The organism is Gallibacterium melopsittaci, assembly GCF_042433085.1.
Classification (GTDB): Bacteria; Pseudomonadota; Gammaproteobacteria; order Enterobacterales; family Pasteurellaceae; genus Gallibacterium; species Gallibacterium melopsittaci.
Genome location: NZ_JBHLWA010000016.1, coordinates 19,073 through 35,884, shown reverse-complemented (window position 1 = coordinate 35,884; position 16,812 = coordinate 19,073). Strand labels below are relative to the sequence as shown.

At 36.1% G+C, this 16,812-nt stretch carries 17 protein-coding genes; 13 read left to right on the top strand and 4 right to left on the bottom strand.

Features of this window, described 5'->3' with window-relative positions; genetic code table 11:
- Window positions 1-2,198 (top strand): autotransporter family protein (locus ACFFHT_RS04145; protein WP_382373749.1); only part of this gene is annotated, 2,198 nt, incomplete at its 5' end.
- A 170-nt stretch (window positions 2,199-2,368) separates the two neighbouring features.
- Entirely contained in the window at window positions 2,369-4,255 is a 1,887-nt protein-coding gene (gene htpG, locus ACFFHT_RS04140) for a molecular chaperone HtpG (RefSeq protein ID WP_382373747.1), read from the top strand.
- Window positions 4,256-4,460: 205 nt separating this feature from the next.
- Here the strand turns inward: htpG and radC are convergent, their stop codons facing one another.
- Window positions 4,461-5,120, bottom strand: a complete 660-nt coding sequence (gene radC, locus ACFFHT_RS04135) for a RadC family protein (protein WP_382373745.1) — start codon at window positions 5,118-5,120, stop codon at window positions 4,461-4,463.
- Between the two features lie 208 nt (window positions 5,121-5,328).
- Between radC and coaBC the strand changes: the two genes are divergently transcribed.
- From coaBC to ACFFHT_RS04105, 6 genes are read left to right on the top strand one after another with little or no spacing between them, the layout of a single operon-like run.
- Complete coding sequence (coaBC, locus tag ACFFHT_RS04130) at window positions 5,329-6,558, top strand: bifunctional phosphopantothenoylcysteine decarboxylase/phosphopantothenate--cysteine ligase CoaBC (RefSeq protein ID WP_382373743.1); 1,230 nt, start codon at window positions 5,329-5,331, stop codon at window positions 6,556-6,558.
- Window positions 6,545-6,997 carry a dUTP diphosphatase gene (dut, locus tag ACFFHT_RS04125; protein WP_382373741.1) on the top strand — a complete coding sequence of 151 codons (453 nt, stop codon included), beginning with the start codon at window positions 6,545-6,547 and terminating at the stop codon, window positions 6,995-6,997. The genes coaBC and dut overlap by 14 nt, the downstream gene beginning before the upstream one ends.
- Complete coding sequence (slmA, locus tag ACFFHT_RS04120) at window positions 6,969-7,601, top strand: nucleoid occlusion factor SlmA (RefSeq protein WP_382373751.1); 633 nt, start codon at window positions 6,969-6,971, stop codon at window positions 7,599-7,601. Before dut ends, slmA begins: the two co-directional genes overlap by 29 nt.
- An 8-nt stretch (window positions 7,602-7,609) precedes the next feature.
- Window positions 7,610-7,849 carry a YheU family protein gene (locus ACFFHT_RS04115; protein WP_382373739.1) on the top strand — a complete coding sequence of 80 codons (240 nt, stop codon included), beginning with the start codon at window positions 7,610-7,612 and terminating at the stop codon, window positions 7,847-7,849.
- Window positions 7,850-7,894: 45 nt separating this feature from the next.
- Window positions 7,895-8,563 (top strand): cAMP-activated global transcriptional regulator CRP, encoded by a 669-nt coding sequence (gene crp / locus ACFFHT_RS04110; protein WP_156540686.1) that lies wholly within the window; start codon window positions 7,895-7,897, stop codon window positions 8,561-8,563.
- A gap of 41 nt (window positions 8,564-8,604) precedes the next feature.
- The gene (locus tag ACFFHT_RS04105) at window positions 8,605-9,360 is read left to right on the top strand and encodes a class I SAM-dependent methyltransferase (protein ID WP_382373737.1); all 756 of its coding nucleotides are present in this window, start codon (window positions 8,605-8,607) and stop codon (window positions 9,358-9,360) included.
- Window positions 9,361-9,380: 20 nt separating this feature from the next.
- On the opposite strand, the gene tsaA is transcribed toward ACFFHT_RS04105, so the two are convergent.
- Window positions 9,381-10,109 (bottom strand): tRNA (N6-threonylcarbamoyladenosine(37)-N6)-methyltransferase TrmO, encoded by a 729-nt coding sequence (gene tsaA / locus ACFFHT_RS04100; protein ID WP_382373735.1) that lies wholly within the window; start codon window positions 10,107-10,109, stop codon window positions 9,381-9,383.
- Window positions 10,110-10,310: 201 nt separating this feature from the next.
- Between tsaA and ACFFHT_RS04095 the strand changes: the two genes are divergently transcribed.
- Both ACFFHT_RS04095 and rraA read left to right on the top strand, forming a co-directional pair.
- A complete protein-coding gene (locus tag ACFFHT_RS04095; RefSeq protein WP_382373734.1) occupies window positions 10,311-11,216 on the top strand; it encodes a 1,4-dihydroxy-2-naphthoate polyprenyltransferase in 906 nt (301 codons plus the stop codon).
- Between the two features lie 32 nt (window positions 11,217-11,248).
- Entirely contained in the window at window positions 11,249-11,746 is a 498-nt protein-coding gene (gene rraA, locus ACFFHT_RS04090) for a ribonuclease E activity regulator RraA (RefSeq protein ID WP_382373732.1), read from the top strand.
- A gap of 45 nt (window positions 11,747-11,791) precedes the next feature.
- Here the strand turns inward: rraA and paeA are convergent, their stop codons facing one another.
- Entirely contained in the window at window positions 11,792-13,099 is a 1,308-nt protein-coding gene (gene paeA, locus ACFFHT_RS04085) for a polyamine export protein PaeA (RefSeq protein ID WP_382373730.1), read from the bottom strand.
- 243 nt (window positions 13,100-13,342) lie between these two features.
- Here paeA and ACFFHT_RS04080 point away from each other — a divergent pair, with 243 nt between their 5' ends.
- On the top strand, window positions 13,343-13,861 hold the full coding sequence (locus ACFFHT_RS04080) for a hemerythrin domain-containing protein (RefSeq protein WP_382373728.1): 519 nt from the start codon (window positions 13,343-13,345) through the stop codon (window positions 13,859-13,861).
- Between the two features lie 49 nt (window positions 13,862-13,910).
- Here ACFFHT_RS04080 and ACFFHT_RS04075 read toward each other — a convergent pair whose 3' ends face one another.
- Entirely contained in the window at window positions 13,911-14,477 is a 567-nt protein-coding gene (locus ACFFHT_RS04075; protein ID WP_382373726.1) for a Crp/Fnr family transcriptional regulator, read from the bottom strand.
- Window positions 14,478-14,680: 203 nt separating this feature from the next.
- Between ACFFHT_RS04075 and ACFFHT_RS04070 the strand changes: the two genes are divergently transcribed.
- Entirely contained in the window at window positions 14,681-15,487 is an 807-nt protein-coding gene (locus tag ACFFHT_RS04070; protein WP_382373724.1) for a sulfite exporter TauE/SafE family protein, read from the top strand.
- 36 nt (window positions 15,488-15,523) lie between these two features.
- Window positions 15,524-16,717 (top strand): anaerobic sulfatase maturase, encoded by a 1,194-nt coding sequence (locus tag ACFFHT_RS04065; RefSeq protein WP_382373722.1) that lies wholly within the window; start codon window positions 15,524-15,526, stop codon window positions 16,715-16,717.
- Window positions 16,718-16,812 lie beyond the last annotated feature (95 nt).

Below are 16,812 nucleotides of genomic sequence, written 5' to 3'. Positions count from 1 at the left end.
GTAAAGCATTAAGCGTAAATGGCGGTACTGTAGATGTGAACAAAGGTACAGTAGAAGCGGATGCAACCAATATCAATGATGGTGATGTGACTGTCGCAAAAGACAGTACCTTAAATGGTGGTGATATTACTGTTGGTGACGGTAATGGTACACCAGACTCAGCAAAACTTACTTCATCAGGTACAGTGAATGCGGATACACTTAATGTGAAAAAAGATGGTAATTTAACTATCGAAAATGGCGATGTTACTGCAGCAAATGGTGCAACAGTTGACGGTGGTAATGTTCAAGTGAATCAAGATGGCACGTTAACATCTGGAACGTTACCAAATGACTTAAAAGACTTTGCAGTAAATTCAGGGAATGTACAAATTGATGGTACCTTGAATGCGAAGAACATCACGTCTGATCTAGCACAAGATGACAGTACTGATGATGCGAAGATTAACGTAAGTAAAGATGGTAACCTGAACTTGAAACCTGCTGATGGTGATACACTCTTTGATGGTTTTAATACAACGGCAACAGGTAAAGATGCGATTGAAATTGCAGGTAAATTAAATGTTAACATTGCGGATAATACGACCGTTACGCAAGATGTGAATTCACCAATTAATGGTACTGGCGAATTCAATAAGAATGGTAAAGGAACATTTGATGTGAAAGCCGATAATCCATTTAGCGGTGATGTAAATGTTAATGACGGTACTTTATACATTTCTAAAGGCGGTAAATTAGGTAATGCCACAGTGAATGTGAAACCAGATGCGACGTTATCATTGAACGAAGAAGGTACTTCTTTAGGCAATCTTAATCTTGATGGTACGTTAAAAGTCGTTGCGACACCTGATGGGCATACGAAGATTAATGTAGCTGGCAATGCTGATATTACTAATGGTAAACTTTTTACAGATATTGCTGGTAGTAACGAAGAAGATTTAAAAAACGGCAAGTTTGAAAATTTGATTACGGCTGGTGGTAAGATTATCGGTGATCAGTTTGCAAGCTATGATGACAATAGTGCATTGTTTAATTTTGTGCCTCAATTTGTTGGTAATGAGATCACTTTGATACCGAGAGCAGCGAAAGAAAATGATGACAGCTATAGTTTATATAATATCGTAAACAAATTTGGCTTAGATCGTGCTAGCGGTGCAGCACAAACCTTAGACGCAAACTTTGTTCGTTCACCAGCGAATGAATTATCACGTCTGTTCTATACTATTCGTGATAAACAACAAGCTGCAGATGCCTTATTAGCTTCATTACCAACCTTAGCAGGTGCAAGCAGTCAAGTGATTGCCGATACCAGCAGAGCGTTGGCAGATTTAGCGACTATTTATGATCGTTGTGAAAGTGACTTACTGCAAAAAGATAAGAATCTTTGGGTAAGAACCTTTGGTAGTTTCGGACGACAAAATGCGTATAAAGGGGCAGCAGGCTACAATGACGATACTTATGGCTTTGCGGTTGGTGCAGAAAAATGTCATCAACAAACTCGCATAGGTGTGATGATGGGGTATGCGTATGACAATGTACATAGTCGTGAATCAGTATCTGATCAAAGCGTGAAAGCGGAAACCATTCAATTAGGTGTGTATGGTAATACGCCAGTAAGTTCATTGATTGATTTAGATTTCCGTGCAGGTATCGGTTATAGCGATGTGAGTACGCAACGTACTATCAATTTTGCAAATCGTACTGCAAAAGCGGATTACGGTAATAAATTGGCGTATGCTGGTTTAGGTATGAACTTCTCTGCTTATAGCAGCGATAATGCAGAAATCAAACCATTTGTCCGTATGGATTACCAAGTAGTACGCAATAATCATTACCAAGAAAAAGGTGCTGGCGTATTAAATCTTCAAGCTGACGCAGGTACAAACCAAGCGTTAGTGAGCAAAGCAGGTATCGCAACGCAATTCCGTGTAGCGGATAAAGTATCTGTTGGTGCAAGGACAGCTGTTGGTTATGACCTCATTGGTGAACCAGCAGAAGTTCGCGCAGCCTTTGCAGGCGCACCAGATCTAAAATTCACCACAAAAGGCGCACAACACGGACGTGTGAGCGGTGAAATGGGAGTAGATATTCGTTATCAAATTGCCCCAGCGGCGAGCTTATCATTAAGCTATGATGCTGATGTGCGTAAAGGTTACGTTGAGCATACTCCGACTGTTTCATTTAAGATGGCTTTTTAGTTAATAGCATCTGATTGAATTTCAATAATCTATATAGAAAGTGCAAATTTAACGGTTTGCACTTTTTTCTTGCCTAAAATCTTGAAATTTCTTTTTTTACACCTATTTTACGCAACCGATGTTTGGCGATAGTCGCCACAATCTAATTTGATAATTAAAAGGGAAAATGTATGAGTAAGAATCAAGAAACGAGAGGCTTTCAATCAGAAGTGAAACAGCTTCTGCAATTAATGATCCATTCACTTTATTCAAACAAAGAAATTTTCGTAAGAGAATTGATCTCTAATGCCTCAGATGCGGCAGATAAACTTCGCTTTAAAGCATTGTCTGCACCAGAGCTGTATGAAGGTAATGGGGATTTAAAAGTTCGTATTAGTTTTGATGCAGATAAAGGAACATTAATCATTAGTGATAATGGGATTGGGATGACTCGTGAACAGGCGATTGAGCATCTCGGTACGATTGCGAAATCAGGTACGAAAGAATTCCTTTCTTCATTAGGGGCAGAGCAAGCAAAAGATAGTCAACTCATCGGACAATTTGGTGTAGGTTTCTATTCTGCGTTTATTGTAGCGGATAAAGTTACCGTAAAAACGCGTGCTGCGGGCGTTAGTGCCGATCAAGGTGTGTTATGGGAGTCTGCTGGAGAAGGTGAATTTAGTGTCGCAGATATTGAGAAGAAAGATCGTGGTACAGACATTACACTCCATTTACGTGAAGATGAAAAAGAGTTCCTTAATGAATGGCGTTTGCGTGAAATTATCGGTAAATATTCAGACCATATCGGCTTGCCAGTTGAAATTTTAACTAAAGAGTATGATGAAGAAGGGAAGGAAGCTGGCGTTAAATGGGAAAAAATTAATAAAGCTCAAGCACTTTGGACACGTTCAAAATCAGACATTAGTGATGAAGAATATAAAGAGTTTTATAAACATTTAAGTCACGATTTTGCTGATCCAATGTTATGGGCACATAATAAAGTAGAGGGAAATCAAGAATATACTAGCTTGCTTTATTTACCAGCTAAAGCACCTTGGGATCTTTTCAATCGTGAACAAAAACATGGTTTAAAACTTTATGTACAGCGTGTGTTTATTATGGACGATGCTGAACAATTTATGCCGAATTATTTACGCTTTATCAAAGGGTTAATTGATTCAAATGACTTACCATTAAATGTATCGCGTGAAATATTACAAGATAACAAAGTGACTGCTGCATTGCGTAAAGCGTTAACGAAACGTGCGTTAGGTATGCTAGAAAAATTAGCCAAAGATGAAGATCAAACTAAATATCAACAATTCTGGCAAGAATTTGGCTTAGTCTTGAAAGAAGGTCCAGCAGAAGATCCAGCGAATAAAGAAGAGATTGCTAAATTATTACGCTTTGCCTCAACGCACAATGATAGTAGTGAACAAACAGTTTCATTACCAGATTATGTCGCCAGAATGAAAGAGGGGCAAAAAGCCATCTACTATATTACGGCAGATAGCTATATGGCAGCGAAAAATAGCCCGCATTTAGAGATCTTTAACAAGAAGGGTATTGAAGTTTTATTACTTTCTGATCGCATTGATGAATGGATGTTGAGCTATTTGACAGAGTTTGATGGTAAAGCGTTACAAACGATTACGAAATCAGATCTTGATTTAGGTGATTTAGCTGATAAAGAGGAAGAGAATAAGCAAAAAGAAGAAGCTCAGGAATTTGCCTCTTTCATTGAACGTGTGAAAACGTTATTAGGGGAACGTGTGAAAGATGTACGTTTAACCCACCGTTTAAGTGAAACACCTGCGATTGTATCAACGGATAATGATCAGATGACAACACAAATGGCAAAATTGTTTGCGGCAGCAGGACAAAAAATGCCAGAAGTAAAATATACATTTGAACTCAATCCTGAGCATCGTTTAATTAAGAAAGTCGCTGATATTGCAGATGAGCAACAATTTGCAGAATGGGTAGAACTCTTGTTTGATCAAGCATTACTTGCAGAACGAGGTACGTTAGAAAATCCAGCAGCGTTTATTAAACGTATTAATCAGTTGTTAGCATAATAAGATGTTATAAACCCACCGTTTGGTGGGTTTAGTTTTAGATTTAGGTTTCGCCCTAAAGGGCGACTTCATTTTTTGCTCGTGCAAAAAAACGAAGCAAAACAAAAAGCATTACTTTTTGAGAGCTGCTTGCTGCCGACCCGTAGGGTGAGCAAGTGAGCCGAGCGAATTTGCGAATAAAAAGTAGAGAAAATAAAAATACTCCCTACCCCATTAAACCCTCTTCACAAAAGGAAAAAACCTTGTTCTTGCCAACAATTAAATGATCTAATACCTTTACATCAATTAATTGACATATATTTTTAATTTCCTTTGTTATTTCAATATCTTGAGTACTAGGTGTAACAATACCTGAGGGATGATTATGGGAGAGAATCAGGGCAGCAGCATTATGTTGTAATGCTGATTTAATAATTTCCCGTGGATGAATTTGTGTACTATTAATGGTGCCCTGAAATAATACTTCTTTTTGGATAAGATGATGTTGATTATCTAAAAAGAGAACCATAAACATCTCTCGTTGCTGCATACTCAGTTCACTTTGCATATACAGTTTCGCAAATTCGATATTATTAAATACGGGTTGTTGTTGTAATTCTTGTGATAAATAACGTTTTGTCATTTCAATACAGGCTTGTAGTTGAATATATTGGGTAATACCTAACCCTTTGACTTGGCAAAATTCTATTTCTGATGCACTGAGTAATTCACGTAAAGATCCAAAATGAATTAATGCTTGTTCGGCCAATGTCATGACAGAACAATTTTTAAATCCAGTACGTAGAAAAATGGCAAGTAATTCTTGATCATCTAAACTTGCTGCACCCTGCTGTAATAGTTTTTCTCGAGGCATTAAAGAAGACATAACAGTATTCCTAATATCAAAAATATAAAAATGAAATGTAGCGAGAACAAAACAGAATGGATAAAAAATAGCTTGTTTTTGTGGCAAAGATCGTAAAGTTGAAAAAAATCATATTTTATTAGAATAAAAGTAGGGGTAAATTGGCAGGCTAGCAAATATCCAGTAGAATGGCTCATCTTTTGTTGATTTTTCTAGAGGTTATCAACGCGTGGATAATTATCTCCAACAGAAACGTATTCTTGTCGGTATTACTGGCGGAATTGCTGCTTATAAAGCTATTGAATTTATTCGTTTATTACGCAAGCAAGATGCGGAAGTTAGAGTTGTTTTAACTGAAGCCGCTGCGCATTTTGTTTCTCCTCTTACGTTACAAGCTATTTCGGGTAATGCGGTATCACAATCACTTTTTGATCCACAAGCGGAATTAGCAATGGGGCATATTGAATTAGCCAAATGGGCTGATGCGATTGTCATTGCCCCTGCGACTGCCGACTTTTTGGCACGTTTAAATTTAGGCTTGGCGAATGATCTGTTAACAACGTTATGTTTAGCAACTAAAGCCCCAATTTTTATTGCCCCAGCAATGAATCAACAAATGTATGCACAATCAGTTGTACAACAGCATTTATCAAATTTACGCCAACGAGGTATTAATATTATTGGACCTAATAGTGGTGAACAAGCATGTGGAGATGTTGGTGCTGGTCGAATGTCAGAGCCAAGTGAAATTTTTGCTGCATTATCTGCAAGTTTTATTACAGAAAAACCATTATTAGGATTAAAGGTAGCGATTACCGCAGGTCCAACACAAGAGGCGATTGATCCTGTTCGTTATATTTCCAATTATAGTTCTGGCAAAATGGGTTATGCGATCGCACGTGCGTTTGCTAAGCAAGGAGCGACAGTAACGTTGATTAGTGGACCAGTAAATTTAAATCCACCACAAGATGTGAGTGTCATTAAGGTAACAACAGCACAACAGATGTGGGAACAATCAATGAATACAGCAGTAACACATCAGATTTTTATTGGTTGTGCAGCGGTTGCAGATTATCGAGTGGCTGAGATTGCAGCACAAAAAATTAAGAAAAGTGGTGATGAATTAACATTAAAATTAGTGAAAAATCCTGATATTATTGCCGACGTTGGTCATCTTAAACATCATAGACCGTTTACAGTTGGGTTTGCAGCAGAAACACAAGATGTTGAAAATTATGCGAAAGATAAATTAACTCGTAAATGTCTAGATTTAATTTGTGCTAACGATGTGTCGATTGCAGGGCAAGGATTTAGTAGCGATCGTAATGCGTTACATCTCTTTTGGCCAAAAGGTAATGTAAGTTTGCCTTTAGCAGATAAGCAAATACTTGCAGAACAGTTGGTCGCTCATATTGTTAATCTTTATCAAATAACAAAAAATAACGATGAAAAAAATTGATGTCAAAATTCTTGATGCACGTATTGGTAATGAGTTTCCATTGCCAAGTTATGCAACAGAAGGATCGGCAGGTCTTGATTTGCGTGCATTAATAGATGAAAAAATTATTTTACAACCAGGGGAAACACGCTTAATTCCAACGGGACTCTCTATTTATATTGCGGATCCAAATTTGGCTGCTGTGATTTTGCCTCGTTCAGGATTAGGGCATAAACATGGCATTGTGTTAGGCAATCTGGTCGGATTAATTGATTCGGATTACCAAGGACCATTAATGATTTCTGCATGGAATCGTAGTGAGCAGCCTTTTCCGATTGAAGTAGGTGATCGTATTGCACAGCTTGTGTTTGTGCCTGTTGTACAAGCTGAATTTAATATCGTAGCTGATTTTGAACAAACAGAACGAGGCGATGGTGGATTTGGTCATACAGGAAAATAAGCCGAAAAAGAAAATTGAAAAACGTTCTTTAGCGGCAAGGCGGCAACAAGTATTAACGATTGTTGCACATTTATTACATTCAGAACAGGGAATGGAGCGGATTACAACTGCTAAATTAGCTGAAGCGGTTGGGGTCTCAGAGGCTGCGTTATATCGCTATTTTCCGAGTAAAACCAAAATATTTGAAGCATTAATCGAGCAGATTGAAATGGTGTTATTACAACGGATTACTCAGTCAATGAAAATGCAAACAGATACTAAAATGCGAGTACATGATATTTTGCAGATGGTATTGACCTTTGCACAAAAAAATCCAGGATTAACTCGCATTTTAACTGGACATGCATTGATGTTTGAAGATAAGTCGTTGCAACAAAGAGTCGCTGCATTTTTTGACCGTTTAGAATGGCAATTAGTCAATGTATTACAGATGCGTAAATTGCGAGAAGGACGAGGATTTAAAGTTGATGAAAGAGTCATTGCAGGACATTTAGTATTGTTATGCGAGGGGCAATTTATGCGTTATGTGCGTTCTGATTTCCGTCATTCTCCAATTCAAAATTTTGCAGTACAGTGGCAGTTACTTGAGCCACTTTTTGATTAGATAAAAATATGATTATTCCTTGGGAACAGTTAAGTGAAACGGCATTGCGTAATATCGTACAAAGTTTTATTTTACGAGAAGGAACCGATTACGGCGTGCGTGAGTTAAGTTTGGCTGAAAAAGAAACACGATTACTTAAACAAATTAAATCAGGTAAGGTAGTGATTGTGTGGTCGGAACTGCATCAATCATTAGATCTTAAAGAAAAACAAGAGTTTTTAAGACAACCTGAGCAAAATATGCTATAAAAACAGGGTCTTAAAGATTTATTTAATCTCATAAGTGTTGGTGGTATGGATATGAAAGAAGAAATTGAAATGCAACAGGATGATACGGGAATAGCACATGCAGGTGACCCGACGTTAGAATGGTTTTTATCTCATTGCCACATTCACAAATACCCCTCCAAAAGTACTTTAATTAATGCTGGTGAAAAAGCAGAAACACTTTACTATTTAATTAAAGGTTCAGTTGCCGTTTTAGTTAAAGATGACGAAGGCAAAGAGATGATCCTATCTTATCTCAGTCAAGGTGAATTCTTTGGTGAAATTGGTTTATTTGAGGAAGTGAAAGTACGTACGGCTTGGGTAAAAGCAAAAACGACCTGTGAAGTTGCTGAAATTTCTTATAAGAAGTTCCGCCAATTAATTCAAGTCAATCCAGAAATTTTGATGTATTTAACTGCTCAGTTAGCTCGTCGTTTACAAAATACATCTAAACAAGTGAGTAACTTAGCATTCTTAGATGTTACTGGACGTATTGCTCAAACCTTATTGCATTTGGCAAAAATGCCAGAGGCGATGACCCACCCAGAAGGAATGCAAATTAAGATTACTCGCCAAGAGATAGGGCAAATTGTTGGTTGTTCTCGGGAAACGGTTGGGCGTATTTTAAAAATGTTAGAAGATCAGGGATTGATTTCTGCGCATGGCAAAACCATTGTAGTTTATGGTACTAGATAACAATACCAAGCATTAATTTTATCTAACGATAAGGAAATAGGATGAAAAAGGAAGAAATAGGCCATAATTTTTTAGCTCGCTTAGGTAAAACACGTCTTCGCCCAGGTGGTAAAAAAGGGACTGATTGGTTAATTGCAAATGCCGATTTGAATAAAAACAAAAAAGTGCTTGAAGTTGCTTGTAATATGGGAACGACAGCCATTGCATTGGCAAGCCAATTTGGTTGCCAAATAGAAGGTGTTGATTTAGATGAGCAAGCATTGGCGAAAGCACAGAAACAGATCACAGAAGCAAAATTAGATAATTTAATTCATGTACAACGTGCGAATGCAATGAAATTGCCTTTTGCGGATAATTCGTTTGATGTAGTGATTAATGAAGCAATGTTGACGATGTTGCCGTTAGAAGCAAAACAAAAAGCAGTTGCAGAATATTTTCGTGTTTTAAAACCAGGTGGCTTCTTATTAACGCACGATGTGATGTTATTAGAACAAAATGTCGATGAAATTTTGGCCGTATTGCGTGATGTGATTAATGTTAGTGTAACTCCTTTGACCAAAGAGGCTTGGAAATCATTATTTAAAGATGCTGGTTTTAATAATGTTGATACCTATTCGGGTGAAATGACATTATTATCGCCAAAAGGCATGATTTATGATGAAGGAGTATTAGGGACACTAAAAATTGTGCGTAATGCGTTGAAATCAGAAAACCGAGCAACTTTCAAAAAGATGTTTAAGTTCTTTAATGATCCACAAAATAAACTACATTTCATTGTAGTATGTAGTCAAAAATAAATGCAGAGAAACGGTCTTGATTATTCAAGACCGTTTTTTTTGGTAACTTTAGCTAAAGAGATAACTTCAATAGTTTGCACTGAATGCATTTTCCATTGAATATTAATATCCCACAATGTCATTCCATAAATTCTGTCTGTTATTTGTGTTCTTTGATAAGCAGGACGGGGATCTTGTTGTAATACTTCCGTAATTAATGCTGGCAGTGTAGGGTAATGCTCAATGAATACACTCAGTTGTTGCTGTGCTTCAGGAGTGAAATTGACTTCTAATAATCCCTCAGGTTTAGTTTGAGCAAAACCGGATTGAGCAAAAGGTTCGCTATCTGCATAGGTAAGGTAGGGTTTGATATCAAAAATAGGCGTGCCATTCACGAGATCAACACTGCCTAAATGTAGTAGGATTTTATCTTTGTTAATTTCAATATGATCTAAACGTACTTTGGAAAGCCCAAGAGGATTAGGACGATGTGTCGCACGAGAAGCAAACACACCAATACGTTGATTACCGCCTAAACGAGGCGGGCGGACTGTTGGTGACCATTTACCTGACGGAATACGATCAAACTGAAAAATTAGCCATAAATGTGAAAATTGTTCTAATCCTCTCACACACTCTGGCACATTGTAAGGAGGAAGCAGCTCTAAAATACCAGTACCATGTTTGACTAATTCAGGCTGCCGTGGCACAGAAAATTTTTCTGTATAGGGCGTATGAATAATAGCGACAGGTTGTAATTCAAGCGACATATCTGACCTCTTATGCCAATAAATAAGTAGTTATAGTAAAGCCAATTGAAACGTGAATTGACTTGCTTTTTTTGTACTGAGGATTTGCACGGAATTCACTATACAATCCAATCAATTCGGGTAAAATGACCAACTTGTTTTATTAAAAACTCTCCTCTTGTGCACAGAGGTGCGACAAGATTAATAAGTTTAGAGAAATGAATGAAATCGAGCAAATGTAAAATGTGGTTTGAAACCGCAAGACCTAAAACCTTGCCTTTAGCGATAGCCTCTATTGTTACGGGTTCTGCATTAGCCTATCATCATCAACAATTTAATGGAATGGTTGCTTTATTGGCACTAATCACAGCAACGTTATTACAGATCGTTTCAAATTTTGCGAATGATTATGGTGATCATATCAAAGGCTCAGATACGGAAGAGCGTATCGGTCCATTAAGAGGTATTCAACAAGGGGTGATCAGTTTTACCCAATTACGAATTGGGTTAATTTTGGTCACTGTGGCAAGTATGGTGTCTGGATTAGCATTAATTTTTGTAGCGTGTCAGACATGGAATGATGTTATTGCTTTCGTGTTACTCGGTGTACTTGCAATTATTGCTTCTATTACTTATACCGTAGGTAAGAAACCATATGGGTATATGGGGTTAGGTGATCTTTCTGTTTTTATCTTTTTTGGGCTGCTTGGGGTAGGGGGAACCTATTATTTACAAGCCCATCAAATGAGTAGCAGTATGTTTTTACCTGCAATGATGTCAGGGTTTTTAGCGGTTGCTGTGTTGAATATCAATAATTTGCGTGATGTTGAGCAAGATAAGAAAGCGGGTAAGATTACGTTAATTGTGCGTATTGGAGCAAAATATGGCTGCTATTATCATGTTGCATTATTGGCTTTAGCAGCAATTTGTGCATTAGTATTTGCAGTTAATCATTTTAAACATTGGTATAGTTTCTTGTTTGTGGTTGCATTACCATTAATGATTAAACACGCTATTTTTGTGTTACGTCATAAACAAGCATTAGAATTACGCCCAATGCTTGCACAAATGGCTAAATTAGCACTATTATTTAACATTATTTTTAGTTTAGGGCTTTGTTTTGAGTAACTTAGCTCACAATGAAAGAAAAGGAAAATACAATGAGAATTGACACATCAGAACTTTGCGATATTTACTTGGATCAAGTTGATGTGGTTGACCCAATTTTTTCTAGTTTCGGCGGTATTTCGGCATTTTCAGGAAAAATTACTACAATCAAATGTTTTGAAAGTAATGGTCTAATTACCGAAGTTTTAGATGAAGATGGACATGGACGAGTATTATTGATTGATGGCGGTGGTGCAGTTCGCCGAGCGTTGATTGATGCGGAATTGGCTCAACTAGCAGCAGATAATGGTTGGGAAGGTATTATTGTGTATGGTGCAGTACGCCAAATTGATCAATTAGAAAACATTGATATTGGTATTCAAGCACTTGCACCTATTCCAGTTTCAGCAGATGATCAAACTATCGGTGAGGTTGATGTGCCAGTAAATTTTGGTGGTGTATCTTTCTTGCCAGAAGATTTTGTTTATGCAGATTTAACAGGAATTATCTTATCGCCAGAACAACTTGATATTCCAGAAGATGATGAATAAGACATAAAAAAATAAACCTCATCAGATGATGAGGTTTATTTTTCATTATTCTAATTTTTCCAGAGGAGTAACACGTGTCACCAATAATTGGTCAATCTTATAGTGGTCTATATCCACGACTTCAAATTTAAATCCTTCAAATTCTACAACATCGGCTGGACGAGGAATTTTGCGTAAACGGTACATCATAAACCCAGCGATAGTTTCATAATTTTCCCATTCAGGGAAATCACTAATGGATAAGGCGTGTTTTACATTTTCAATTGGTGTTGATCCCTCAATTAACCAAGAATTTTCATCACGTTTAATTATTTGTTGTTCTTCTTCAATCGGAGCTACCCAATCACCCATTACTGTCATCATAATATCGGATAATGTAATGACACCTACTACTAATGCATATTCATTCATCACGACGGCGAACTTTTCTTTAGTAGCACGGAAACGATCTAATAATTCTGATAAGGTTAAGGTATCTGGAATAATGAGTACATTCCTGATCGTTGATTCATTCAGTTGAATTAAAGATTGATTATTGAGAATTTTGACGAGAATATCTTTAGTATCAACATAACCTATCACTTGATCGATATTTTCATTACATACGAGAAATTTAGAGTAAGGATAATCTGCGATCTTTTGTCGAATACTTTGTTCTGATTCTTTCAAGGTAAAATAGACTACATTTTCACGAGTCGTCATACTTGAAGGAACAGTACGTTCTTCCAGTTCAAATACATTTTCAATAAAATGATGTTCCTGTTGCTGTAATACACCAGCCTGAGCGCCAGCATCCATTACTGCAGAAATATCATCAAAGGTAATGTTATCTTCACGATTAATATTCATTTTGAATAAGCGAAAGATAGTATTTGCTACGGCATTAATAATCCAAGTTAAAGGTTTGCATAACATAATAAAAATGTTAATTGGACGAATTAATGTAATCGCAATTTTTTCTGGTGCAATCATAGCCATTCGTTTTGGCATGAGATCAGCAAATAGAATAAAAAGTGAAGTAACTAAACTGAAAGATAAGCTAAAGCCGATCGTTTCTGCCCACTCGCCTTGATAAAATTTTTCAACTAATTCAACAAAATAAGGACGAAAGGCAGACTCTCCCAAGATCCCACCTAAAATTGCAACGGCATTTAAGCCAATTTGTGATGCGGCGAAGAAATCAGCAGAGTTTTCTTGTAATAGCAGTACTTTGTTGGCACGTTCATCACCATTTTCTGCTAATAACTTCAATTTGATTTTACGGGCACCAGCTATGGCAATTTCTGAAATAGATAAGAAACTAGAGGCAGCAATTAGCATAACAATAATAATAAGATTTTGAAAAATACTCACAAAACACCTATCAACGTTAATGATTTATTTAACAAAAAACGGCTTTATTTTACTCGAAAAAATAGGAAGAGTGAAAATAACTTATTGTAATTAATCTTGGTATCGTTGAAATGTAGTGGAACAACGGCTGTTAAGGATTGTGATGCAAAGTATTAATTAAATCTACCATTATGGGTAATTGTTTTTGATAAATGAATACCTTAGCATTTTTGTCAGATATTTTGTTATCCTAAGGAGAAGTTTATGACAGCATCAGCAGTACAAGATATTCCATTTTCAGCCGAAGAAGTTGCACATTGGAAGGCAGCTACTTATCAAGATATTATTAATTTTGTTGAATCAGGTTATCACACACGTCATCGCCAACAATTACCAGCGTTAATTGAATTGGCATTAAAAGTTGAGAATGTACATAAAGATAGTAGTGCTTGCCCAGCAGGTACAGCTACAATCTTACAAAAGATTTATCAAGATCTTGAAATGCATATGCGTAAAGAAGAACAAATTCTGTTCCAAATGATTAAAGCAGGACAATATGCAATGGCTAGAATGCCAATTCAAGTGATGTTGTCTGAACATGATGAAGCAGAAGAAGATCTCAAAACCTTATTAGTAGTAACACGTAATTTAGCTTTACCAGAGGGAGCTTGTGGTTCGTGGCAGGCATTATATGAAGGTATCGCAACGTTTATTGCAGATCTAAAACAACATATTTATTTTGAAAATGAGATCTTCTTTGCAAGAGTTGTGGCAGAGAGTTAAGTTAATCAGAATAATGCCTGTTATATCAGGCATTATTCTTGCTATGAGATTAAATTAAGTTTTTCCTACGAAGTTCTTTTGTAATTCGAATAGCCGTTTCTGTTTCACAACCGGTATATTCTGCTATTTCTCGGTTTGTCCAGTTGTATTCTGGAAAGTTTTCATTGAGAAAACAGATGCTATCAATAATGCGATCTAAGCTTTTTAGATAAGCACTTTTCGCTAATCTGTTTTCTGCATCTTTTAATTCATTTGCAAGAATTTGAAACAACATTTGAACTGCACTTGCATTTTCTGCAAAGAAACGATCGATGTTTTGCGGGGTAATTCTGATTATTTCTGATTTTTGTAAAATTCTGGCGGTGCAGTGATATTGTCCATTACCCAATAAAGTCCTGAAACCGAAATAATCTCCTTGTTTGTAAATACGAACTAAACTTTCTTTGCCATTTTCTAACATATGGTATAGACCGACTAACCCTTTCTCGACAAAATAAAATTCATGTGAAGCATCACCTTGTTCATATAAAGGCGTTCCTTTTGGCAGTGTATGTAAATGCGTGTATTGACAGCTTTTTAATTGCTGGGGGAGTAGTATGTTGGCGTTTGTTATCATAAGTTATTCATTCTATTTGTCGTGATTATCAAAATAAACTTGTATCCAGTTTATATATTTTATCATAGTGCTTATTCTATGAATTAAATAGCTATCAAGTGGCAGTATAAGTAGAGAGTATTTTAATGACTATGACAATGATCATAAAGACTTGATATAGAGTTAATTCATAATATAAAAAAATATTACGATAGAAATAGCATATGACAATATCAATTATTATCACCTTAATTCTTTGTGGTCTGTTGGCGAATCTGATGTCTGCGTTATTTGGAATTGGTGGTGGCGTACTGATGGTCCCAGTATTACATACGTTGTTCCCAGAGATCCCTTTACAGATGATTGCAGCAACTTCATTGACCATTGTTATGGGAACAGCCGTCATTAATCTTATCTATTTTATTAAACAAAAAATTCGGATTGATATTAGAAAAATGATTTTTTGGTCATTGGGTATGATTTTGGGCGTACAAATCGGTTTTTCTCTCAGCTTTGCTGTGTCAGATTTTATTATTGTGCTAGTGTTTGTGCTAACGTTGACATCATTGGCAATTAAAACGTTTGTTGACATAAAAGTACAAAGAATTAGAAACAATGATCATCAGAATGAAAATGATACAGTCAAAGGTATTTTCGCTTGTTTCTTTGGTGGCGGGATTGCTGGTATAACAGGTATTGGTGGTGGTTCAATTATGTCCCCGTTAATTGCACAACTACCAAGTGTGAGTATGCAGCAAATTGCTGTTTATACTAACTATATGATGGTTATTGGGGGAATAGGGAATTTTTATAGTTATTTATCGAAGTCGCCAGATATTGTTATTCCAAATTCGTGGCAGATTGGCTATGTGAATTTTAGTATTGTAACGATTGTTGTATTAAGTTCTTTTTTTATGAGTTTTTTTTCGATGAAAATTAGAGGAAAACTTAAACCAACATTATCTAAAAAACTCTTAGGATTGACATTATTTGTTATTGCTATATATATGTTATTGTTACAATTTATTTAGTTCTTTCTTTAGCCTCTATTCGTTATTGGTGTTTTTATGTCTGAAGTCAATCAAACCTATTTTAATTTGATGGCAAAGCCAAGTAGCTTCCATTGCAATATTAAATGTGAATATTGCTTTTATTTACAAAAAGAGCAAGTGTTAACACATAATGTACGATTAATGACAGAATCTACATTAGAAAACTACATTAAAAACTATATTAATTCATTTTCTGGTAGTCGTGTCGATTTTGCTTGGCAAGGCGGTGAGCCAACACTTTTAGGTATTGATTTCTTTAGAAAAGCCATTGAATTTCAAAAAAAATATGCAAATGGAAAACAGATTAATAATAGTTTTCAAACAAATGGAATTGCATTAAACCAGCAATGGGCAGAATTTTTTAAAGCAAATAACTTCTTATTAGGTATTTCTATTGATGGATTAGTCGCTATTCATAATAAATATCGCATTTCTATTAATGGGCAGCCAACGTTTGAACGTGTTAAACACGCAATTGAATTATTAAAAAAATATCAGGTTGACTTTAATACGTTAACGGTTGTAAACGATCAAAATTGGAATAAAGGAAAAGAGACCTACCTTGCGTTAAAAGAGTTAGGTTCAACATTTATGCAATTTATTCCTATTGTTGAAGTGGCGAATTATGCAGTACAACGTTCAGACTATAATCCAAGTAAGAATTATAAAATGACACCATTTTCTGTACCACCAGAAGGGTACGGACAATTTTTATTAGATATATTTAATGAGTGGGTAAAACAAGATATTGGTCATATTTTTGTGATTACATTTGATAATTTATTAGGGCAATGGCTAGGTTATCCTTCAAGTAGCTGCGTACATAGAGAAACTTGTGGGCAATCTATGGTATTAGAAGCCAATGGCGATGTGTATTCTTGTGATCACTTTGTCTATCCTGCGTATAAAATAGGTAATGTCAATCATCAGTCATTGGCTCAAATTGTGAATAGCAAGAAACAGATTAATTTTGGACAAGCAAAACGAGAAACCTTGACTAAAAAATGCCAAAAATGTGAGGTACGACATCTTTGCTATGGTGGTTGCCCAAAACATCGAATTGTTCCATTGAAAGGCGAACAGTTTAAGCAAAATTATTTATGTCCTTCTTATCAATTATTTTTTCGTCAAACAGCGCCAATCATGGCACAGATGCGGAATATTATTCACCGAGGTGGAACGGCTAGCGATATAAAGCACTTTATGTAGATAATTTAAATATTTATCTTTTAGATTTAGATATTGTATGACAAGTGTAGATACCGTCCTAAAAGATACACTTTTTTGGACGGTATCGTTTTAAA

Bases quoted from the DNA above. Each gene is read 5' to 3' on its own strand.
- htpG (WP_382373747.1), top strand. From the start codon at position 2,369: ATGAGTAAGAATCAAGAAACGAGAGGCTTTCAATCAGAAGTGAAACAG.
- radC (WP_382373745.1), bottom strand. From the start codon at position 5,120: ATGTCTTCTTTAATGCCTCGAGAAAAACTATTACAGCAGGGTGCAGCA.
- dut (WP_382373741.1), top strand. From the start codon at position 6,545: ATGAAAAAAATTGATGTCAAAATTCTTGATGCACGTATTGGTAATGAG.
- slmA (WP_382373751.1), top strand. From the start codon at position 6,969: ATGGTGGATTTGGTCATACAGGAAAATAAGCCGAAAAAGAAAATTGAA.
- ACFFHT_RS04115 (WP_382373739.1), top strand. From the start codon at position 7,610: ATGATTATTCCTTGGGAACAGTTAAGTGAAACGGCATTGCGTAATATC.
- crp (WP_156540686.1), top strand. From the start codon at position 7,895: ATGGATATGAAAGAAGAAATTGAAATGCAACAGGATGATACGGGAATA.
- ACFFHT_RS04105 (WP_382373737.1), top strand. From the start codon at position 8,605: ATGAAAAAGGAAGAAATAGGCCATAATTTTTTAGCTCGCTTAGGTAAA.
- tsaA (WP_382373735.1), bottom strand. From the start codon at position 10,109: ATGTCGCTTGAATTACAACCTGTCGCTATTATTCATACGCCCTATACA.
- ACFFHT_RS04095 (WP_382373734.1), top strand. From the start codon at position 10,311: ATGAAATCGAGCAAATGTAAAATGTGGTTTGAAACCGCAAGACCTAAA.
- rraA (WP_382373732.1), top strand. From the start codon at position 11,249: ATGAGAATTGACACATCAGAACTTTGCGATATTTACTTGGATCAAGTT.
- ACFFHT_RS04080 (WP_382373728.1), top strand. From the start codon at position 13,343: ATGACAGCATCAGCAGTACAAGATATTCCATTTTCAGCCGAAGAAGTT.
- ACFFHT_RS04075 (WP_382373726.1), bottom strand. From the start codon at position 14,477: ATGATAACAAACGCCAACATACTACTCCCCCAGCAATTAAAAAGCTGT.
- ACFFHT_RS04070 (WP_382373724.1), top strand. From the start codon at position 14,681: ATGACAATATCAATTATTATCACCTTAATTCTTTGTGGTCTGTTGGCG.
- ACFFHT_RS04065 (WP_382373722.1), top strand. From the start codon at position 15,524: ATGTCTGAAGTCAATCAAACCTATTTTAATTTGATGGCAAAGCCAAGT.